Annotated in this window: 20 protein-coding genes; 18 read left to right on the top strand and 2 right to left on the bottom strand. The window is 48.2% G+C overall.

What is annotated here, in order from left to right; all coding sequences use genetic code 11:
• Positions 1–417 precede the first annotated feature (417 nt).
• A complete protein-coding gene (locus JNUCC22_RS07900) occupies positions 418–2124 on the bottom strand; it encodes an Rqc2 family fibronectin-binding protein (protein WP_216062251.1) in 1707 nt (568 codons plus the stop codon).
• 119 nt (positions 2125–2243) lie between these two features.
• Between JNUCC22_RS07900 and JNUCC22_RS07905 the strand changes: the two genes are divergently transcribed.
• The 17 genes from JNUCC22_RS07905 to spoVM all read left to right on the top strand — a co-directional run bounded on the left by JNUCC22_RS07905 (position 2244) and on the right by spoVM (position 19798).
• Entirely contained in the window at positions 2244–4916 is a 2673-nt protein-coding gene (locus tag JNUCC22_RS07905; protein ID WP_216062252.1) for a calcium-translocating P-type ATPase, SERCA-type, read from the top strand.
• An 81-nt stretch (positions 4917–4997) separates the two neighbouring features.
• Positions 4998–5873, top strand: a complete 876-nt coding sequence (locus tag JNUCC22_RS07910; protein ID WP_007409745.1) for a YicC/YloC family endoribonuclease — start codon at positions 4998–5000, stop codon at positions 5871–5873.
• 76 nt (positions 5874–5949) lie between these two features.
• Positions 5950–6219 (top strand): extracellular matrix/biofilm regulator RemA, encoded by a 270-nt coding sequence (gene remA / locus JNUCC22_RS07915; protein WP_003154355.1) that lies wholly within the window; start codon positions 5950–5952, stop codon positions 6217–6219.
• Positions 6220–6226: 7 nt separating this feature from the next.
• The gene (gene gmk / locus JNUCC22_RS07920) at positions 6227–6841 is read left to right on the top strand and encodes a guanylate kinase (RefSeq protein ID WP_003154347.1); all 615 of its coding nucleotides are present in this window, start codon (positions 6227–6229) and stop codon (positions 6839–6841) included.
• 3 nt (positions 6842–6844) lie between these two features.
• Entirely contained in the window at positions 6845–7048 is a 204-nt protein-coding gene (gene rpoZ, locus JNUCC22_RS07925; RefSeq protein ID WP_003154346.1) for a DNA-directed RNA polymerase subunit omega, read from the top strand.
• A gap of 90 nt (positions 7049–7138) precedes the next feature.
• A complete protein-coding gene (coaBC, locus tag JNUCC22_RS07930; RefSeq protein WP_150941205.1) occupies positions 7139–8359 on the top strand; it encodes a bifunctional phosphopantothenoylcysteine decarboxylase/phosphopantothenate--cysteine ligase CoaBC in 1221 nt (406 codons plus the stop codon).
• On the top strand, positions 8356–10767 hold the full coding sequence (gene priA / locus JNUCC22_RS07935; RefSeq protein WP_216062253.1) for a primosomal protein N': 2412 nt from the start codon (positions 8356–8358) through the stop codon (positions 10765–10767). Before coaBC ends, priA begins: the two co-directional genes overlap by 4 nt.
• 24 nt (positions 10768–10791) lie before the next feature.
• Positions 10792–11274, top strand: coding sequence for a peptide deformylase (gene def / locus JNUCC22_RS07940; protein WP_029325903.1), 483 nt, complete (start codon positions 10792–10794; stop codon positions 11272–11274).
• Positions 11275–11278: 4 nt separating this feature from the next.
• The gene (gene fmt, locus JNUCC22_RS07945; protein WP_150941206.1) at positions 11279–12232 is read left to right on the top strand and encodes a methionyl-tRNA formyltransferase; all 954 of its coding nucleotides are present in this window, start codon (positions 11279–11281) and stop codon (positions 12230–12232) included.
• Positions 12219–13562 (top strand): 16S rRNA (cytosine(967)-C(5))-methyltransferase RsmB, encoded by a 1344-nt coding sequence (gene rsmB, locus JNUCC22_RS07950; protein ID WP_150941207.1) that lies wholly within the window; start codon positions 12219–12221, stop codon positions 13560–13562. The genes fmt and rsmB overlap by 14 nt, the downstream gene beginning before the upstream one ends.
• A gap of 3 nt (positions 13563–13565) precedes the next feature.
• On the top strand, positions 13566–14657 hold the full coding sequence (gene rlmN, locus JNUCC22_RS07955; protein ID WP_003154339.1) for a dual-specificity RNA methyltransferase RlmN: 1092 nt from the start codon (positions 13566–13568) through the stop codon (positions 14655–14657).
• 5 nt (positions 14658–14662) lie between these two features.
• A complete protein-coding gene (locus JNUCC22_RS07960) occupies positions 14663–15424 on the top strand; it encodes a Stp1/IreP family PP2C-type Ser/Thr phosphatase (RefSeq protein WP_052585903.1) in 762 nt (253 codons plus the stop codon).
• Positions 15418–17361 carry a Stk1 family PASTA domain-containing Ser/Thr kinase gene (gene pknB, locus JNUCC22_RS07965; protein ID WP_150941208.1) on the top strand — a complete coding sequence of 648 codons (1944 nt, stop codon included), beginning with the start codon at positions 15418–15420 and terminating at the stop codon, positions 17359–17361. The genes JNUCC22_RS07960 and pknB overlap by 7 nt, the downstream gene beginning before the upstream one ends.
• A 14-nt stretch (positions 17362–17375) precedes the next feature.
• A complete protein-coding gene (gene rsgA / locus JNUCC22_RS07970; RefSeq protein WP_007409752.1) occupies positions 17376–18266 on the top strand; it encodes a ribosome small subunit-dependent GTPase A in 891 nt (296 codons plus the stop codon).
• 1 nt (position 18267) lies between these two features.
• The gene (gene rpe, locus JNUCC22_RS07975; protein WP_014417749.1) at positions 18268–18918 is read left to right on the top strand and encodes a ribulose-phosphate 3-epimerase; all 651 of its coding nucleotides are present in this window, start codon (positions 18268–18270) and stop codon (positions 18916–18918) included.
• A gap of 68 nt (positions 18919–18986) precedes the next feature.
• Positions 18987–19631, top strand: a complete 645-nt coding sequence (locus tag JNUCC22_RS07980) for a thiamine diphosphokinase (RefSeq protein ID WP_032874867.1) — start codon at positions 18987–18989, stop codon at positions 19629–19631.
• 86 nt (positions 19632–19717) lie between these two features.
• Entirely contained in the window at positions 19718–19798 is an 81-nt protein-coding gene (gene spoVM, locus JNUCC22_RS07985) for a stage V sporulation protein SpoVM (protein ID WP_003154329.1), read from the top strand.
• Between the two features lie 77 nt (positions 19799–19875).
• On the opposite strand, the gene rpmB is transcribed toward spoVM, so the two are convergent.
• Positions 19876–20064: a 50S ribosomal protein L28 gene (gene rpmB, locus JNUCC22_RS07990; RefSeq protein WP_003154328.1), complete on the bottom strand. Its 189-nt coding sequence runs from the start codon at positions 20062–20064 to the stop codon at positions 19876–19878.
• 258 nt (positions 20065–20322) lie between these two features.
• Here rpmB and JNUCC22_RS07995 point away from each other — a divergent pair, with 258 nt between their 5' ends.
• Positions 20323–20685 (top strand): Asp23/Gls24 family envelope stress response protein, encoded by a 363-nt coding sequence (locus JNUCC22_RS07995; RefSeq protein ID WP_003154327.1) that lies wholly within the window; start codon positions 20323–20325, stop codon positions 20683–20685.
• The last annotated feature ends 13 nt before the right edge of the window (positions 20686–20698 follow it).

Consider the following 20698-nt stretch of genomic DNA (forward strand, 5'->3'; position numbering starts at 1 on the left):
GGGTGTTTTTTATAATGTCCTCACAGTCCCCGAATGTGAACAATTCAAAACGAAAGCGGGCAGTTTGAACGGTATATGCCGACAAGCGGTCAGGATTGCGAAGTGATGCGGAATATCTATCTGATCCCAATGCCGCCTGGATTCCGCCCGCATACAAAGGAAAGGTCAGAGACCCGGCATGATTATATTAACTGGGCCGGATGTGTTCAGGTTTGACGAGGGAAGGTGACAGTATCCGCCGCCAAATCAGGTGTGACCGTTTTAATCAGAGACGGCCCCGGCGGATCAGGCAGACATGACGGGAAACTGATCAGATATTGTAAAGATCGGTTCTGACGGCTGGGAGAGTGTCGTCTCCGTTTATACGTAATAAAAAACACCTCCAAGCTGAGTGCGGGTTTCAGCTTGGAGGTGCGTTTATTTTTTCAGCCGTATGACAAGGTCGGCATCAGGTGTGACAAATACGGTATGCTGGCTGTCATAGGTGACAAATCCGGGCTTTGCGCCGTTTGGCTTTTTCACGTGTCTGATTTTTGTATAATCAACGGGAACGGAGCCGGAATCTTTCGCCTTGGAAAAATAAGCGGCGATCGCAGCCGCCTCCAGTATGGATTGTTCATCCGGATCGCTGCTTTTAATCACAACGTGGGAACCGGGAATGTCTTTCGTGTGGAACCATAAATCATCCCTTGCGGCAGCTTTTGTCGTTAAGTACTCATTTTGTTTATTGTTTTTGCCGACAAGAATCGTCAATCCCCGTGAAGATTCATATTGCTCCAAAACAGGAACGTGCTGCTTCTGTTTTTTCTGTCCTCGCTGCTGTTTCGGTCGCAGATATTTGCCTTCCACAAGCTCCTCCCTTATTTCGTGAATATCCTTTGTGGAGGCGGAGGAGAGCTGCTGGATCAGCTGATCGAAATAAGCGATTTCCTCCTCGGCCAGACGGATCTGTTCTTTTACCACCTCGACGGAATTCTTCGCCTTTTGATACTTAGTAAAATACATCTGCGCGTTTTCTGACGGTGTTTTGTTCGGATTTAAAGGGATGGTCAATGTCTTACTTTCTTCATCATAATAATTGATGACTTCCGCTTCTTTGTCACCTTTTTTCAGCATGTACAAATTTGCCGTCAGCAGTTCGCCGTATAGCTGGAATTCCTTCGCATTCTCTGAGTAGTCGAGCGTCTTTTCCAGCTTTTTTATCTTATTGGCGTTCTTTTTCCGTTCGTTTGCGACAAACCGCTCGAGATCCTGAGCCTGCTGTTTGACGCGGTCGCGTTCCGCCTTGCCGAAATAAAACCGGTCCAACAGCTCACTCAGTGAGTGAAAGGTGCGCTCTTCTCCGTTTACATGTGTGAGAGACAGGAGATAAAAGTATTCCTTTCCGCCGGCTGTCGTAATGTTCGGTGTAAACCTGCAATCTTTCACGGCATGGAACATTTCAATCAGCGTCTTCGGCAGCGTTATTTTGTTAGCGAGGCCCGCTCTGTGCACGGCTTCTTTTGCAAACAGCGGAGAAACACCGGAGAAGTGTCTGACGATCTGCTGGTCAAGCCGTCCTTCCTGAAAACTGAGATAACGCAAAACGTCCTCTTCATCCGCGGCAAGCAGCGAAATTTTTTCCTGAGCGGGAGGAAGCTTGTAATCATATCCCGGCAGAACGGTCCGGTAGCTGTTCATCGACGGAGATAAATGTTTCAGCCCGTCGATGATGGCTCCTTCTCCGTCAGTCAGAATAATATTGCTGTGCCGCCCCATAATTTCAACATACAGCGTTCTGACGGTTTCGTCGCCGATTTCATTTCTGCTTTTTATGCGGAATATCATAATCCGGTCTAATCCGGCCTGTTCTATTTTCTCAATAAATCCGCCTTCGATATGCTTTCTGAGCAGCATACAAAACATCGGCGGCTCGCTCGGATTTTCATAGGCCTGGTTTGTCATGTGCACCCGTGAATAGCTCGGATGCGCCGATAATAATAATTTATGGTTTTTTCCGTTAGCGCGGATATGGAATATCACATCGTGCTTAAAAGGCTGATGGACTCTCGTAATCCGTCCTCCGGCGATCCGGCTGTTTAATTCATGTATCATTCCGTATGTAAACATGCCATCAAAAGACATATAAAACACCCTTTCCTTCTTCCTGCATTCGATAATTATAGCATGAAAAGGGACGAGTCAGAATAAGCTTGTTTACAGAGTGACATCTCTAAAGCGAGGCAGGGGAGTGGACGAGAAGAATGAAGTTTCATGAAATGGGACAAACCGATTTGCTGAAAGCAACAAATACGTCCATTAAACAGGGGTTGACCGAAAAAGAGGTGAAAAAACGCCTTGAAAAGCACGGACCGAACGAGCTTCAGGAGGGCAAGAGGACACCGGCGATCGCCGTGTTTTTCGCCCAATTTAAAGATTTTATGGTGCTCGTGCTGCTGGCGGCAACCTTAATATCCGGGTTTTTAGGCGAATATGTAGATGCCGTAGCGATTATGGCGATTGTATTTGTCAATGGGGTTCTCGGTTTTTTTCAAGAGCGGCGGGCGGAAAAGTCTTTACATGCATTAAAAGAGCTGTCAACGCCGTATGTGTCAGCGTTGCGGGACGGGAGCTGGAAGAAAATTCAGTCCAAGGAGCTCGTTCCCGGCGATATCATGAAATTTTCAAGCGGCGACCGGATTGGCGCGGATGTGCGGATCGTTGAAGCGAAAAGCCTTGAAATTGAGGAATCGGCGCTGACCGGGGAATCAATTCCGGTGGTTAAACAAGCTGATAAACTGAGAAAGCCGGATGTTTCGTTAGGCGACATCAGCAATATGGCGTTTATGGGTACGATCGTAACGCGCGGCAGCGGTGTCGGCGTCGTCGTCGGTACAGGAATGAATACGGCAATGGGGAAAATCGCCGATATGCTGGAATCCGCCGGCAGCCTTTCAACACCGCTGCAGCGAAGACTTGAAGAGCTCGGCAAAATTTTAATTATCGTCGCGCTCCTTTTAACGGTATTGGTCGTTGCAGTCGGCGTCTTACAGGGACATGAGCTTTACAGCATGTTTTTGGCCGGGGTGTCATTGGCCGTCGCCGCGATTCCGGAAGGGCTTCCCGCCATTGTTACGGTGGCATTATCAATCGGCGTCCAGCGCATGATCAAACAAAAATCAATTGTCAGAAAGCTCCCGGCGGTTGAAACATTGGGCTGCGCCTCTGTCATTTGTTCTGATAAAACCGGCACGCTGACACAAAACAAAATGACCGTCACCCATATGTGGTCAGGGGGAAAAACATTTAAAGTGTCAGGCATCGGCTATGAGCCGGAGGGCGTTTTCACCCGAGATGAGCGGGAAATCAAGCCGAAAGATGAGAAGATTCTTGAACAGATGCTGGTTTTCGGCGCGTTGTGCAACACCTCCGAAATCGCACTGAAAGACGGCCATTATGTACTCGACGGCGATCCGACAGAAGGAGCGCTGCTGACGGCTGCAAGAAAGGGCGGCTATTCAAACGATTGGCTCAGCGGGCACTACCGCGTGGTTGCCGAGTTTCCGTTTGACTCCGTCCGCAAAATGATGACCGTCATTGTAGAGGATCAGGAAAAAAAGCAGTTCGTCATCACTAAAGGAGCGCCCGATGTGCTGATTGACCGCTCGTCACATTTGATGTACGGCGCAAGAAGCGCGCCATTTTCAGGAGAAAAGAAAGCAGAAACGGAAGCGGTTCTGAAAGAGCTGGCGTCGCAAGCTTTGCGTACGATCGCGATTGCTTATAAACCGCTTAAGCCCGGAGAAAAGCCGACAATGGAGCAGGCGGAAAAAAATCTGACGATACTCGGCTTGTCAGGCATGATTGATCCGCCCCGTCCGGAGGTCAGACAGGCGATTAAAGAATGCCGTGAAGCCGGCATTAAAACGGTTATGATCACAGGGGATCACGTCGAAACGGCAAAGGCCATTGCAAAAGATTTGCGTCTTCTTCCGAAAAAGGGGCGTGTGATGGACGGCAAGACGCTGAATGAGCTTACGGAGAAAGAACTTATCGAAACGGTCGATAATGTCTACGTCTTCGCACGCGTGTCGCCTGAACATAAATTGAAAATTGTCAAAGCGTTCCAGAAAAACGGACACGTCGTCGCCATGACGGGAGACGGGGTTAATGACGCGCCGGCCATAAAGCAGGCAGATATCGGCGTTGCCATGGGCGTGACGGGAACGGATGTGGCAAAGGAAGCCTCTTCTCTCATTCTGGTAGATGATAACTTTGCTACGATTAAATCAGCCATAAAAGAGGGACGGAATATCTATGAAAATATAAGAAAATTCGTCCGTTATTTGCTCGCCTCCAACGTCGGTGAAATTTTAGTGATGCTGTTTGCGATGCTTCTCGCTCTGCCGCTGCCGCTCGTTCCAATTCAGATACTGTGGGTGAACTTAGTCACTGACGGGCTGCCGGCGATGGCCCTCGGTATGGATCAGCCGGAAGGAGACCTGATGAGGCGGAAGCCGCGGCATCCGAAAGAAGGAGTGTTTGCGAGAAAACTGGGCTGGAAAGTCGTATCAAGAGGGTTTTTAATCGGAGCTGCAACCATTTTAGCGTTTATCATCGTCTATCACCGCAATCCTGAAAATCTGCCCTACGCACAGACTGTTGCATTCGCGACTCTTGTCCTGGCTCAGCTTATACACGTGTTTGACTGCCGGAGCGAAACGTCTGTTTTCTCCCGGAATCCGTTTGAAAATATCTATCTGCTCGGGGCCATCATTTCTTCTATCTTCCTGATGGTCATCGTCATCTATTATCCGCCGCTGCAGCCGATTTTCAAAACAGTGCCGATTACGCCGGGCGATTGGATGCTGATTATCGGTATGTCGGGCATACCTACTTTTTTGCTGGCGGGTTCACTTTTGACAAGAAAAAAATAATTCCATATGATATAATCTTAGGGGTAATAGCATGTCTATTGCCCTTTTATTTTGATAACGGGAAAGAATTGGGTGTTTCATATGATACGGAGTATGACAGGCTTCGGCAGCGCAAGCAGCACAAAAGGCGATCTCTCGGCAACCGTTGAATTGAAATCCGTCAATTATCGGTTCAAAGAAGTGAACGCCCGCCTGCCACGGCCTTTGCTATATGTAGAGGATAAGCTGAAACAAACGATATTGCAGCATATACAGCGCGGAAGAGTAGAGCTGTTTCTCACTGTAAACAGTGACGCGCTCATAAAAAGAAGCCTGAACATCGATTGGGAGCTCCTTGATGAATATGTGAGCGCCGCACGCGTCATGAAAGAGCGCTACAGCCTGGCCGCAGAACCCGATGCAATGGAGTTCTTTAAATTTGAACATATTGCGCAGATACACGAAGAACAGATGCGTGATGACAAGCTTGAAGAAGTCATCAGGGAAGCCGCTGAGCTGGCTGTAAAGGAACTTTGTGACATGAGGGAAAAAGAAGGACGGCTTTTGGCGGAAGACTGCTTTCTGCACATTGAGCGGCTTGAGACGCTGTCCGAACAGGTGAAAGAGCGCGCTTCGGCCGTTGTTATTCAATACCGCGAGCGTCTTTACGCCCGAATGAAGGAATGGACGGAGGATGCGCTCGACGAAAGCAGGCTGATCACGGAATGCGCCATTTTCGCCGATCGTTCTGATATAACGGAAGAAATTACCAGATTGAAGAGCCATTTTGTTCAATTCCGTGATATATTAAAAGAAGGCGGGGCAGTCGGCCGCAAACTTGATTTCCTTGTTCAGGAGCTTAACCGAGAAGCGAACACGATCGGCTCAAAAGCCAATGATCATCAAATCACAAAGCTTGTCGTTGAAATGAAAAGTTCTATTGAAAAATTGAAGGAACAAGTGCAAAATATAGAATAGCGACTGTGCGTATTGTTTACAGACGGCCTCTTCAGGTTACACTAGAGACGTCTATTTTACAGGGGGAACGTAGAAGATGACGATTAAACTGATTAATATCGGATTTGGCAATATCATCTCCGCCAATCGGATGATTTCGATTGTCAGCCCGGAGTCTGCGCCAATAAAGCGAATGATCCAGGATGCAAGAGACCGCGGAATGCTAATAGACGCTACATACGGACGAAGAACCCGTGCAGTTGTCGTCATGGATAGTGATCACATTATCTTATCTGCCGTCCAGCCTGAGACAGTTGCACACAGACTTTCTGTGAAAGAAGAAATTATGGATGAAGGGCAGGGGTAATTGCCGCATGAAAGAAAGAGGGTTATTAATCGTTCTCTCAGGTCCCTCCGGAGTTGGAAAAGGAACGGTTCGGCAAGCAATATTTTCACAACAGGACACGAAATTTGAATACTCAATTTCAGTCACGACGAGAAACCCGAGAGAGGGCGAGGTCGATGGCGTCGATTATTTCTTTAAATCTAGAGATGAATTCGAACGCATGATTGAAAACAACAAACTGCTTGAGTGGGCAGAATATGTCGGCAACTATTACGGGACGCCCGTTGATTATGTCGAACAGACGCTTCAAGAAGGAAAAGACGTCTTCTTAGAGATTGAAGTGCAGGGCGCGCTCCAAGTGCGGAATGCATTTCCGGAAGGCCTGTTTATCTTCTTAGCGCCGCCGAGTCTTTCTGAGCTGAAAAACAGAATCGTGACAAGAGGGACTGAAACCGACGATTTAATCGAAAACAGAATGAATGCCGCAAAAGCTGAAATCGAAATGATGGACGCGTATGATTATGTCGTTGAAAACGACGATATCCAAACGGCTTGTGATAAGATTAACGCAATCGTTCTCGCCGAGCACTTAAAACGTGAACGCGTCGCTCCGAGATATAAGAAAATGCTGGAGGTAGAATAACTTATGTTAGATCCGTCAATTGACTCTTTAATGAATAAATTAGATTCTAAATATACGCTGGTGACCGTGTCTGCAAGACGCGCGCGTGAAATGCAGATCAAAAAAGACCAGCAGATTGAACATACCATTTCTCACAAATATGTAGGCAAAGCTTTAGAAGAAATTGACGCGGGCCTGCTTTCGTTTGAAAGAGAAGACAGCGAATAACAAGCACACGTAGCAACCTATCTCTACATAGGTTGTTATTTTTTTCCGTTTGGGATTTGTCCAATGCTTTCATAAAGGGGAGAAGACTTCATGAAAAACCGAAACATTTTGCTATGCGTAAGCGGAGGAATTGCCGTTTATAAAGCTTCCGCACTCACGAGCAAGCTGGTTCAGGCCGGCGCAAACGTCAAAGTGATTATGACTGAGTCCGCGCGTGAGTTTGTTTCTCCGCTGACATTTCAGGCGCTGAGCCGGAATGAAGTATATACAGATACATTTAATGAACAAAATCCGAAGGTGATTTCTCATATTGATGCCGCTGACTGGGCGGATTTAATTATTGTCGCGCCCGCTACGGCAAATATCATCGGCAAGCTTGCCAACGGAATTGCTGACGATATGCTTACAACGACGGTGCTGGCGGCTGAGGCCCCGGTCTGGGTGGCGCCTGCGATGAATGTCCATATGTATGATCATCCGGCGGTGAAACGGAACATCTCTGTGCTTTATCAGGACGGGGTCCGCTTTATCGAGCCGAGTGAAGGCTATTTGGCATGCGGATATGTCGGCAAAGGAAGGCTGGAGGAGCCGGAGCTTATTGTTGAGCGTGTCAGAGAGCATTTTAAGGAGCCTGAAGACGATGCGCCGCTGAAAGGAAAACATATGGTCATTACGGCCGGTCCGACGCGCGAAGCCGTGGACCCTGTCCGCTTCTTCACAAATAAATCCACCGGCAAAATGGGCTATGCCGCTGCTGAAGCCGCCGTCCGTCTCGGGGCGCGGGTGACGCTGATTTCAGGCCCGGTGTCAATAGAGCCGCCAGTCGGGCTGTATCAGTTTCTTCCTGTGCAATCGGCAGCTGATATGAGAGAAGCCGTGCTTTCTGTGTTTGATTCATGCGACATGGTGATTAAGACGGCGGCCGTGGCCGATTTTACGCCGGCGGCTGTTTCTGATCACAAAATGAAGAAGAAAGACGGTTCGCTCGTGATCGAATTCAACCGTACGGCAGACATACTGAAAGAACTCGGCGAACGGAAAACACACCAGCTGCTGGTCGGATTTGCGGCTGAAACGCAAGACGTCGAACGCTATGCGCGCAGAAAACTCGAACAGAAAAACCTTGATATGATCGTTGCGAATGATGTGAAAGCAGAAGGGGCCGGATTTGGCACGGATACGAATGTCGTCACCTTCTATTTCCGGGACGGAAGAAAACGGGAGCTTGCGCTTATGTCTAAACTTGACGTTTCCTTTGAAATGCTGAAGGAAATGACCGCTTTGAAAGCCGAGGACCGAAAACCCGTATGAATGTAGCAGAAGTCATTGTCGATGTCAGCTCCAAAAACATTGACAGACCCTTTGATTACAAAATTCCCGATCATTTAAAAGGGATGATCGAAGTCGGCATGCGGGTGATTGTCCCGTTTGGCCCGCGCAAGCTTCAAGGATTTGTGACCGGTTTGAAAGATTCGTCTGAATTAAACGGCGGCTCAATGAAGGAAGTCGAGAAGCTTCTTGATTTGACGCCCGTTCTGACTGAGGAACTGATGCAGCTGTCTTCATGGCTTTCTGACAAAACGCTGTCGTTTAAAATCACGGCGCTTCAGGCAATGCTGCCCGCCGCACTGAAGGCGAAGTACGAGAAAGAGCTGAAAGTCGTTGACGAAGAAGCGCTGACACCGGACATCAAACAGCTTTTCAGGAATCAAAAAAGTCTTCTGTACTCGGATACTACCGATGAAAGCATTCTTTCGTCACTTCAAAAATTCGTGCGCAAAGGAAGCATTGATGTCACATATAAAGTCGCCCAAAAAACGAATAAAAAAATGATCCGCATGATCGAAGCGGGGGCGGACAAAGAAGAACTCGCCCGGCACGCAGATTCATTGACAAAGCAGGCTTCTAAACAGCTCGCCGTGCTTACTTATTTTATCGGCGGGGGAGCAAAGATTTCCGCGGCCGAACTTTGCAAAAAGACCGATTCCAGTTCCGCGACGCTGAAAACGCTTCTTAAAAAGGGGCTTCTTACGGAAAGCTTTGAGGAGGTTTACCGCGATCCTTATCAGGACAGAATGTTCAAAAAAACAGAGCCGCTCTCTCTTACAGAAGAGCAGCAGGCCGCTTTTGAGCCGATTAAACAAGCTGTAGCCGATCATGTCCATCACGTCTTTCTGCTTCATGGCGTCACGGGAAGCGGCAAAACGGAAATTTACCTGCAATCCATTGAGAAAGTGCTGGCAAAAGGACAAGAAGCCATCGTGCTCGTTCCGGAAATCTCGTTGACACCGCAAATGGTCAACCGTTTTAAAGGCCGCTTCGGCTCACAGGTTGCGGTCATGCACAGCGGATTATCCACAGGTGAAAAATACGATGAATGGCGGAAGATTCAGCGCAAGGAAGTCCGGCTTGTCGTCGGAGCCAGATCGGCCATCTTTGCCCCGTTTGAAAATCTCGGCATGATCATTATTGATGAAGAGCACGAATCTTCCTATAAGCAGGAGGAAATGCCGCGGTATCATGCAAAGGACGTAGCCATCCGCCGGGCCGAGCATCACAGCTGTCCGGTCGTCCTCGGGAGCGCCACGCCGACATTGGAGTCATTTGCGCGGGCGAAAAAAGGCGTTTATGAGCTGCTTCCATTAAAACATCGCGTAAATCGCCAGCTCATGCCTGACGTTTCTCTCGTTGATATGAGAGAAGAACTGAGAAACGGCAACAGATCAATGTTTTCAAGAGAACTGATGGAACAGCTGGAAGAGAAGCTTGCAAAAAAAGAGCAGGCCGTCCTTTTTCTGAATAAACGGGGGTATTCCTCGTTTGTGATGTGCCGGGACTGCGGTTATGTGCCGCAATGTCCGCATTGCGACATTTCGATGACTTATCACCGCTACGGACAAAGGCTGAAATGCCATTACTGCGGCCATGAGGAACCTGTCCCGGGAACATGCCCGGAATGCGGCAGCGAACATATCCGCTTTTTCGGCACGGGAACGCAGCGTGTGGAGGAGGAGCTTACCAAAGTGCTGCCTCAGGCGCGCGTGATCAGGATGGATGTGGACACCACTTCAAGAAAAGGCGCCCATGAAAAACTGTTGTCAGCGTTCGGTGAAGGGAAGGCGGATATCCTGCTCGGTACGCAAATGATCGCAAAAGGGCTTGATTTTCCGAACGTGACGCTCGTGGGAGTATTAAGCGCAGATACGACGCTTCACATCCCTGATTTCAGGGCCGCGGAGAAGACATTCCAGCTGCTGACGCAGGTAAGCGGCCGGGCCGGGCGGCATGAAAAGCCGGGAACGGTGGTCATTCAAACGTATACACCGTCTCATTACAGCATTCAGCTGACGAAAACGCACGACTATGAAACTTTTTTTCAGCAGGAAATGGCGCACAGACGGGCCCAGTCATACCCGCCTTATTATTACGTGGCGCTGGTGACCGTTTCTCATGAAGAAGCGGCAAAAGCCGCGGTCACCGCAGAAAAGATTACAAACTATTTAAGGGCGGGATGCGGGCCTGATACGAAAATTCTCGGGCCGGCGGCTTCCCCGATCGCCAGGATCAAAGATAGATATCGCTATCAATGCGTGATAAAATACAGACAGGAAAACGAGTTGCAGATTCAGTTGAAAAAGATACTGGAGCACTATAAACGCGACATTGCGCAAAAGCATGTCATGATTTCAATCGATATGAATCCGTACATGCTGATGTAACATTAGTTTTTGGAGGGCGAAATTTTGGCTGTGAAAAAAATCGTCACACACCCGGCGGAGGTTCTGGAAACACCTGCTGATGAAGTGACAGTGTTTGATAAAAAATTAAAAAAACTGCTTGACGATATGTACGATACGATGCTCGAAATGGATGGCGTCGGCCTCGCCGCGCCGCAAATCGGCATTTTAAAAAGAGCGGCCGTCGTGGACATCGGTGAAGAAAGCGGCCGGATCGACCTTGTAAATCCGGTTATTCTTGAAAAGAGCGGTGAACAGACCGGAGTCGAGGGCTGCTTAAGCTTTCCCGGGGTTTACGGCGATGTCACCCGCCCGGATTACGTAAAGGTAAAAGCCCACGACCGTAAAGGAAAACCGTTTATTTTAGAAGCGGAGGGTTTTTTGGCCAGAGCCGTTCAGCATGAAATGGATCATTTAGACGGCATTTTATTCACATCAAAAATTACGGCTTACTACACTGAAGAAGAACTGGCAGAAATGGAAGGATGATTGGATGACAAGGATCGTTTTTATGGGAACGCCCGACTTTTCAGTTCCCGTCCTGCGCACGCTTATTGAAGACGGGTATGAAGTAGTTGGTGTCGTTACGCAGCCTGACCGCCCGAAAGGCAGAAAAAAAATCATGACGCCCCCTCCTGTAAAGGCTGAAGCTGAACGTCACGGCATTCCCGTGCTTCAGCCCGAAAAAGTAAGGCTCGAAGAAGAAATAGAAAAAGTGCTCAGCCTGAAGCCGGACCTGATTGTTACGGCGGCATTTGGACAGATCCTGCCCAAGCAGCTGCTGGACGGCCCGAAATACGGCTGTATCAACGTACACGCGTCATTATTGCCTGAATTAAGAGGCGGAGCGCCGATACATTATTCGATTCTCCAAGGCAAGAAGAAAACGGGCGTGACGATCATGTATATGGTTGAAAAGCTTGATGCGGGCGATATGATTTCTAAAATCGAAGTGGAAATTGATGAAACGGATAACGTCGGCACGCTTCACGACAAATTAAGCATAGCGGGGGCAAAGCTTTTGTCAGAGACCGTCCCGAACGTCATTTCCGGAAATATTAAACCGATCAAACAGGACGAATCAAAAGCGACTTACGCGCCTAATATTAAGCGTGAGCAGGAGCGGATTGATTGGGCAAAGCCCGGAGAAGAGATTTACAACCAGATCAGAGGTTTAAACCCTTGGCCTGTCGCCTATACAACTTTGAACGGTCAAAATATGAAAGTATGGGCTTCTGAAAAAGTTGCGGCAAAAACTGAAGCTGCGCCCGGAACAGTCATCCGCACGGAGCAAAACGGCATTGTCGTCGCAGCAGGAAACAGCACCGCCCTTTTAATCACAGAGCTGCAGCCGGCGGGGAAAAAACGGATGAAGGGCGAAGATTTTGTAAGAGGCAAAAATGTGCAGCCCGGTGACGTGTTAGGAGCAGCAAATGAAGAAAATTAATGTCCGGGAGCTCGCCCTTGAAGCGCTTGAGAAGCTTGAGCAAAATCAGGCATACAGCAACCTGCTTCTTACATCGGTTATCAAAACGAACACGCTCAGCGATCAGGACAGAGGACTGCTGACAGAGCTTGTCTACGGAACGCTGCAAAATAAAATCGCCTTAGACTATATGCTGAAGCCTTTTATCCGCAAGCCGAATAAAGTGAAACCGTGGGTGATTCAGCTGCTTCGTCTGTCCGCGTATCAAATGGAGTATTTAGAAAAAATTCCGGATCGCGCCGCCATTCATGAAGCGGTTGAGATCGCCAAAAAACGCGGGCATCAGGGCATTGCGTCCTTTGTCAACGGCATCCTCCGCTCCCTGCAGCGTGAAGGGGCGCCGTCATTCGCTGAAATTGAAGACCCGGTTCTCCGTCTTTCCACAGAGACAAGCCATCCCGAATGGCTCGTAAAAGAGTGGGTCGAGACGTACGGCTTTGAGGCAGCTGAAAAGATCTGCCGGATTCATCTCATTCCGCCGAAGCAGACGCTCCGTGTCAATCACATAAAGAGCGACAGGGAAACGGTGCTGAATGAGATGGAGAAAGCCGGTCTGGAAGCGGAAGCCGGAGACCTTTCTCCTGATGCGATTAAGCTTTTAAAAGGAAGCATCGCGAACACGGCATTTTTCCAAAACGGCCGGGTATCCATACAGGATGAAAGCTCAATGCTTGTCGCGCGGGCGCTGGACCCGAAGCCGGGCGAAACCGTTTTAGATGCATGCGCCGCACCGGGCGGAAAGTCGGCTCACATTGCGGAACTGATGGAGAACGAGGGGAGCCTCACATCGCTTGATCTTCACCGCCATAAAGTGAAGCTGATTAAAGAGGGCGCAGAACGGCTCGGACTTACGATCATCGACGCGCAAACGATGGATGCGCGAAAAGCGGGAGAGGCCTTTGGCGCAGAACGGTTTGACCGTATTCTCGTTGATGCCCCTTGCTCAGGTTTCGGCGTCATCAGACGAAAACCCGATATGAAATATACGAAGACGCCGGAGGACAGCAGACGGCTGTCAGAAATCCAGCTCGGCATTTTAAGGGAAATCGCCCCATTAGTAAAAAAAGGTGGCACACTCGTATATAGTACGTGTACAATGGATCGGACAGAAAATGAAGAAGTTATGCATGCGTTTATACAAGAACACCCTGAGTTTGAACCCGATTTGTCTCTTGAAAAGCGGCTGCCTGAAAAGGCGAGACCCTTTGTTCAGGATGGAAGCCTTCAAATTCTTCCGCATTATTTCGGAACAGACGGTTTCTTTATTAGCAGCATGAGAAAGAAGGGATAAAAAATGACACAATTAAAAAAGACAAGCGTACGGAAAGAGCTGCGGACTGAGCAGCCGTCCATTTACTCTTTTGAATTAGATGAAATCAAACAATGGCTGACCGAGAATGGCGAAAAGCCGTTCCGCGCAGCACAGATTTTTGAATGGCTCTATGAAAAGCGGGTTTCTTCATTTGATGAAATGACGAACCTCTCAAAAAGCCTGCGTGAAAAACTCGAGAGCAATTTTGTGCTGACAACGCTGAAAACGGCTGTAAAACAGACATCTCAAGACGGCACGATGAAATTTTTATTTGAGCTTCATGACGGTTATACGATCGAAACGGTTTTAATGAGACACGAGTATGGTAATTCTGTATGTGTAACGACACAGGTCGGCTGCCGGATCGGCTGCACATTTTGCGCGTCAACGCTCGGCGGTCTGAAACGGAATCTTGAAGCGGGAGAAATCGTCGCTCAAGTCGTGAAAGTGCAAAAGGCGCTTGATGAAACGGATGAACGCGTCAGCTCAGTCGTCATCATGGGAATCGGAGAGCCGTTTGATAATTTCAATGAAATGCTCGCTTTCTTAAAAATCATTAACCACGATAAAGGGCTGAACATCGGAGCGCGTCATATCACAGTTTCCACCAGCGGAATCATTCCGAAGATTTACGATTTCGCCGATCAAAAAATGCAAATCAATTTCGCGATTTCTCTGCATGCTCCGAATACGGAAATCAGAAGCCGTCTGATGCCGATTAACAAAGCCTATAAGCTTCCTGACCTTATGGAGGCCGTCAAATATTACATCGAGAAAACAGGCAGACGGATCAGCTTTGAATACGGGCTGTTCGGCGGCGTAAATGATCAGGTCGAGCATGCAGAAGAACTTGCAGAACTGTTAAAAGACGTGAAATGCCATGTCAATTTAATTCCGGTAAACTATGTGCCTGAACGGGATTACGTCCGCACACCGAGAGATCAGATTTTCGCATTCGAAAAAACGTTAAAATCCCGCGGTGTAAATGTCACGATCAGAAGAGAGCAAGGCCATGACATTGACGCGGCCTGCGGTCAGCTTCGCGCGAAGGAGCGTCAAGACGAGACGAGGTGAAGAGGTTGATTACAGCCTTGAAAACAGATACAGGTAAAGTCCGCCGGCATAATGAAGATGCGGCGGGCATTTTCACAAAAGAAGACGCGGTGCTTGCGGTTGTCGCCGACGGCATGGGCGGTCATCTTGCCGGAGATGTAGCGAGCAGGATGGCGGTTGCGGCGATGGAAGAACAGTGGAACCGGACCGAAACGGTTCCTTCTCTGCCGTCCGCTTGTGAGGATTGGCTGAAAGACCGGATTCATGAGGCGAATGTCAAAGTACATGACCACGCTAAAGCGAATGAAGAATGCCGGGGAATGGGCACCACCATTGTCTGCGCCTTATTCACGGGGAAGTTTGTCACTGTGGCTCATATTGGTGACAGCCGGTGCTACCTGCTTCAAGAGGGGGAATTCACTCAGCTGACTGAGGACCATTCGCTTGTGAATGAACTGGTCAAGACGGGGGAAATTTCGAAAGAGGACGCCGAGCACCATCCGCGGAAAAATGTATTGACGAGAGCGCTGGGGACAGATGAAACCATCAGCCCCGACGCCCGTTCTTTTGAACTGTCTGACGGCGATCAGCTGCTTTTATGCTCTGACGGACTGTCAAATAAAATAGAAGATCACGAGATCAAACAAATGCTTCAAACCGAATCTGATCCTCAGGAAAAAGTAGACCTTCTCATCAGCAAAGCAAATCAAAACGGCGGCGAAGATAACATCACGGCTGTGTTGATTGAGTTTTCCGCAGATGCAAAAGAGGGTGAAGACAAGTGCTAACCGGCAAGCGGATCAGCGGGCGTTATCATATCCTCCGGCCCATTGGCGGCGGCGGAATGGCAAACGTTTTTTTAGCTGAGGACATCATTCTCGAACGTGAAGTCGCAATTAAAATTCTGCGGTTTGACTTTGTGAATGACATTGATTTTATCAGGCGTTTCAGAAGAGAAGCACAGTCGGCATCAAGCCTCGATCATCCGAATATCGTCAGTATTTACGATATCGGGGAGGAAGGCGATATTTATTACATTGTCATGGAATATGTGGAAGGCATGACATTAAAGGAATACATAAACGCACACGGACCGCTTCATCCGAAAGAAGCGCTGTCCGTTATGGAGCAGATCGTCTCGGCCATCGCCCATGCCCATCAAAACCATATCGTGCACAGGGATATTAAACCGCACAATATATTGATAGATCATTTAGGGCATATCAAGGTGACGGATTTCGGCATCGCCACAGCGCTTACGTCTACGACAATCACACATACGAATTCTGTGCTGGGCTCGGTTCATTATTTGTCTCCGGAGCAGGCGAGAGGCGGTCTGGCAACGAAAAAATCAGATATTTACGCGCTCGGCATCGTGCTGTTTGAGCTTTTAACAGGCAAAATCCCTTTTGACGGAGAATCAGCCGTCAGCATAGCGCTAAAGCACCTGCAAACAGAAACGCCTTCCGCCAGAAAGTGGAACCCTTCCATTCCGCAGAGCGTTGAAAACATTATTTTAAAAGCAACCGCCAAAGACCCGTTTCACCGCTATGAAAGCGCCGAGGACATGGAGGCGGACATCAGAACGGCTTTTGACGCCGGCAGGCTGAATGAACAAAAATTTTCCGTGCAGGATGATGAGGAAATGACAAAAGCCATTCCCGTTATTACTGACGGCGCAAAAGCCGCGTCTCAGGCGGAAACGCCGGGGGAGACGGATGATAAGGAACAGCAGCCAGCCAAAAAGAAAAAACGGAAATGGCCGTGGGTTTTGCTGGCCGTCTGTTTCATTTTCATTATGGCGGCTGTTCTTGCGGTCACCGTGTTCCCGTCTTTATTTATGCCTAAAGATGTAAGCGTCCCCGACGTACGGGGCATGAAGTACGAAAAAGCGGAAGCCCTGCTTGAAAAGAACGGGCTCCGGGCTGATCCTGATATAACGGATATTGAAGATGAAAAAATAGAAGAGGAATTAATGGTCAAAACGGACCCAAAAGCGGGGTCTACCGTTAAAGAAGGCTCTTCTGTAAAACTGTACAAAAGCATCGGAAAACCGAAAACCCAGTTGATCGACGTGAAAGGACGGCAGATCGGCGACGCAAAAAAAGCGCTGAAGGAAAAAGGTTTCAAACATGTCAATGTCAAAGAAGAAAACGATGACAGCGAGGCCGGCACCGTAATTGATCAGGACCCGTCAGCCGGCACCGATATGGTCGCAAGCGACGATGAAGTCAATCTAACGGTCAGCCTGGGCCCGGCGGACGTTACGCTGAGGGACTTAAAGACTTACAGTAAAGAAGCGGCTTCAGGGTATCTTGAAGATAACGGCCTGCAGCTTGTTGAAAAACAAGCCCATTCAGATGACGTGCCGGAAGGACAAGTCATGAAACAAGAGCCGTCAGCCGGCACTGCGGTTAAGCCGGGAAGTAATGTTGAAGTGACGTTCTCGCTCGGACCTGAAGAAAAACCGGCGAAAACGGTAAAAGAAAAAATCAGCATTCCTTACGAACCCGAACATGAAGGGGACGAGCTTGAAGTGCAAATCGCCATCGATGATAAGGACCACAGCATCTCTGATACGTATGACTCATTTAAAATAAAAGAGCCGACTGAAAAAACAATTGAACTGAAGATTGATCAGGGACAGAAGGGGTATTATCAAGTGATGGTCGATCATAAAGTTGTCAGCTACAAAACGATTGAATACCCGAAAGATAATGACTGACAAGGAGGGACCCTATGCCTGAGGGCAAAATTATAAAAGCGTTAAGCGGATTCTATTATGTCTTGGATGAATCACAGGACAAGATCATTCAATGCAGGGGCCGGGGCATTTTCAGAAAAAATAAAATAACGCCCCTGGTCGGCGATTATGCCGTTTATCAGGCTGAAAATGATAAAGAAGGCTACCTGCTGGAAATCAAAGAACGAACAAACGAGCTGATCAGGCCGCCGATTTCAAATGTCGATCAGGCCGTTCTTGTCTTTTCTGCCGTTCAGCCTGCGTTCAGCACGTCTTTATTGGACCGTTTTCTGGTCCTTGTAGAAGCCAACGGCATTCACCCGATCATCTGCATAACCAAAATGGACTTAGCTGCAGACGGGGAATCGAAAGAGGCGATACTTTCTTACGTGAAAGACTATCAGGCGATCGGTTATGACGTATATGTGACGTCATCAAAAGAAAACAGCGGTTTAACAGGCATTGTGAAACACTTCGAGAACAAAACAACGGTGTTTGCCGGTCAGTCGGGAGTCGGAAAATCTTCGCTTTTAAATGCGATCAGCCCGGAGCTTGAGCTGAAAACAAACGAGATTTCCGCGCATTTGGGACGCGGAAAACATACGACGCGCCATGTGGAGCTCATTCATACATCAGGCGGTCTGGTGGCGGATACTCCGGGATTCAGTTCGCTTGAATTTACCGGCATTGAGGAAGAAGAGCTGGGCAGCACGTTCCCTGAGATCAGAGAAATAAGCGCCTCTTGCAAATTCAGAGGCTGTCTGCATCTTAAAGAGCCGAAATGCGCGGTAAAGCAAGCGGTGGAAGAAGGAGAGATTCAGCCGTACCGCTATGAGCATTACAAAGAATTTATGCAGGAAATAAAAGAGAGAAAGCCGAGGTATTAATATGATTAAGGTTGCGCCATCAATTCTTTCCGCCGATTTTGCTTCACTGGGCGAGGAAATTAAAGACGTGGAAAAAGGAGGGGCGGACTATATCCATATTGATGTCATGGATGGCCATTTCGTCCCTAACATTACAATCGGGCCGCTTATCGTTGAAGCCGTCCGTCCGGTGACTGATCTGCCGCTGGATGTCCATCTTATGATTGAAAACCCGGACCGCTACATCCCGGCATTCGCAAAAGCCGGTGCGGACATCCTTTCCGTTCATGCTGAAGCGTGTCCGCATCTTCACCGGACCATTCAATTGATAAAAGAGCAGGGGGTAAAAGCGGGAGTTGTGCTCAATCCGCATACGCCCGTCCAAATGATTGAACATGTGATCGAGGAGCTTGACCTTGTGCTGTTAATGACGGTTAACCCCGGTTTTGGCGGACAGCGCTTCATTCATTCGGTTCTGCCGAAAATCCGTCAGGTCAAACAGCTGGCTGAGGAGAAAGGCCTGTCTGAGCTTTTAATTGAAGTGGACGGAGGCGTTAATAAAGAAACAGCCCCTTTATGCGCTGAAGCGGGCGCCAATCTGCTTGTTGCCGGGTCTGCCGTATATAATCAGCCGGATCGGAAAAAAGCCATCGCTGACATCCGAAACGCGTAATAAACATGCTGAAAAAGAGCCCGGTGAAAGCCGCCGGCTCTTTTCGCGTCTAAGAGAGAGGAAAACATATGAAGACAATCAATATTGTTGCGGGCGGCCCGCGGGAGCTTATTCCCGATCTATCCGAATACACAGACGGAGATACGACATGGGTCGGAGTCGATAAAGGGACGGTTGCTCTTTTGGAGGCCGGAATCATTCCGCAGGAAGCTTTCGGTGATTTTGACAGCATTACGGAAGAGGAGCTCATGCAGATTCAAAAAGCGGCGCCGGCCCTCCATGTATATCAGGCGGAAAAAGATTATACCGATCTTGAACTCGCCCTTGACTGGGCTTTGCAACTAGAACCGAAGACCATTCGGATATTCGGTGTGACGGGCGGAAGAGCCGATCACTTTTTAGGGAACATCCAGCTGCTGTATAAAGCCTTACATAAGAATACCGATGTCGAGCTGATCGACCGGCAGAATGACATTCAGATGTTCGGGCCCGGCCGTTATACAATTGAAGAAAAAGCAAGCAGACGCTATATTTCTTTCATTCCGTTTACGGAAGCGGCAGACGGCCTGACACTCGACGGTTTTAAATATCCCCTTGATAATTGTCATATTCCTCTGGGTTCCACACTATGTATTAGTAACGAACTCATTCATTCACGAGGTACTTTTTCGTTTGCAAAAGGCATATTAATAATGGTAAGGAGCGCGGATTAGAAAAGCGGCTTCTGCCATATGCGGAAAAAACCATGAATCCTAAAGTGATGAACGCAGCGGATACGGGACTTATAGGAGGGGACAAAATGAAATTTTATACCATTAAATTGCCGAAGTTTTTAGGAGGAATTGTCCGGGCGATGCTGGGCTCATTTAGAAAAGAGTAAGCCCAAGAAGCTGAAATTGCCCTCTTTGAACGCATAAAAAACGCCTGCCGCATAAAAGGGCAGGCGTTCATTTTTGCTTATACACGCTCAACTTTACCGGATTTTAAAGCCCGGGCAGATACATACACTTTTTTAGGTTTGCCGTCAACGAGGATGCGGACCTTTTGAAGGTTGGCGCCCCAAGTACGCTTAGAAGCGTTCATTGCGTGAGAACGGTTGTTTCCGGCTTTTGTTTTTTTACCTGTAATAAAACATTTACGTGCCATTTGTTTCCCTCCTAACTGCGCGAAACATCTTTTCAAACATAGTTTCTCAGATGCTTTCGTTATACAATACTTTAAATAATTTACCACAGCTAAAAACCGTTTGCAACTATTGTTTCCCTTACTTTCAAGAAAAATCACTTGACATGTAAAACCAATCACATTTCCGCGCTGAAGGCCGCTGTCTGTATCTTTTCTTTTCATAATGGGATACATATAGTAGAATAATGATAACTCTATGCACCTGAAGGAGGAACCTGTGTGTCCATTGAAATGAAGACAAAATACGGACAGATTGATATATCCAACGAAGTCATCGCAATGGTTGCCGGAGGCGCTGCCATTGACTGTTACGGAATAGTGGGGATGGCCTCAAAAAACCAGATTAAAGACGGTTTGTCTGAAATCCTCCGGAGAGAGAACTTCGCAAAAGGCGTACATGTCCGTCAGGAAGCCGAACAAATACATATCGACATGTACATTATTGTCAGCTACGGCACTAAAATATCCGAAGTAGCCCACAATGTTCAGACGAAGGTAAAATACACAGTAAATCAAACAATCGGACTTGCAGTTGATTCTGTAAATATTTATGTCCAAGGCGTACGAGTAACGAACCCGTAGTGAGGAGGATGAG

The sequence above is a fragment of the Bacillus sp. JNUCC-22 genome, assembly GCF_018861275.1.
GTDB lineage: Bacteria > Bacillota > Bacilli > Bacillales > Bacillaceae > Bacillus > Bacillus velezensis.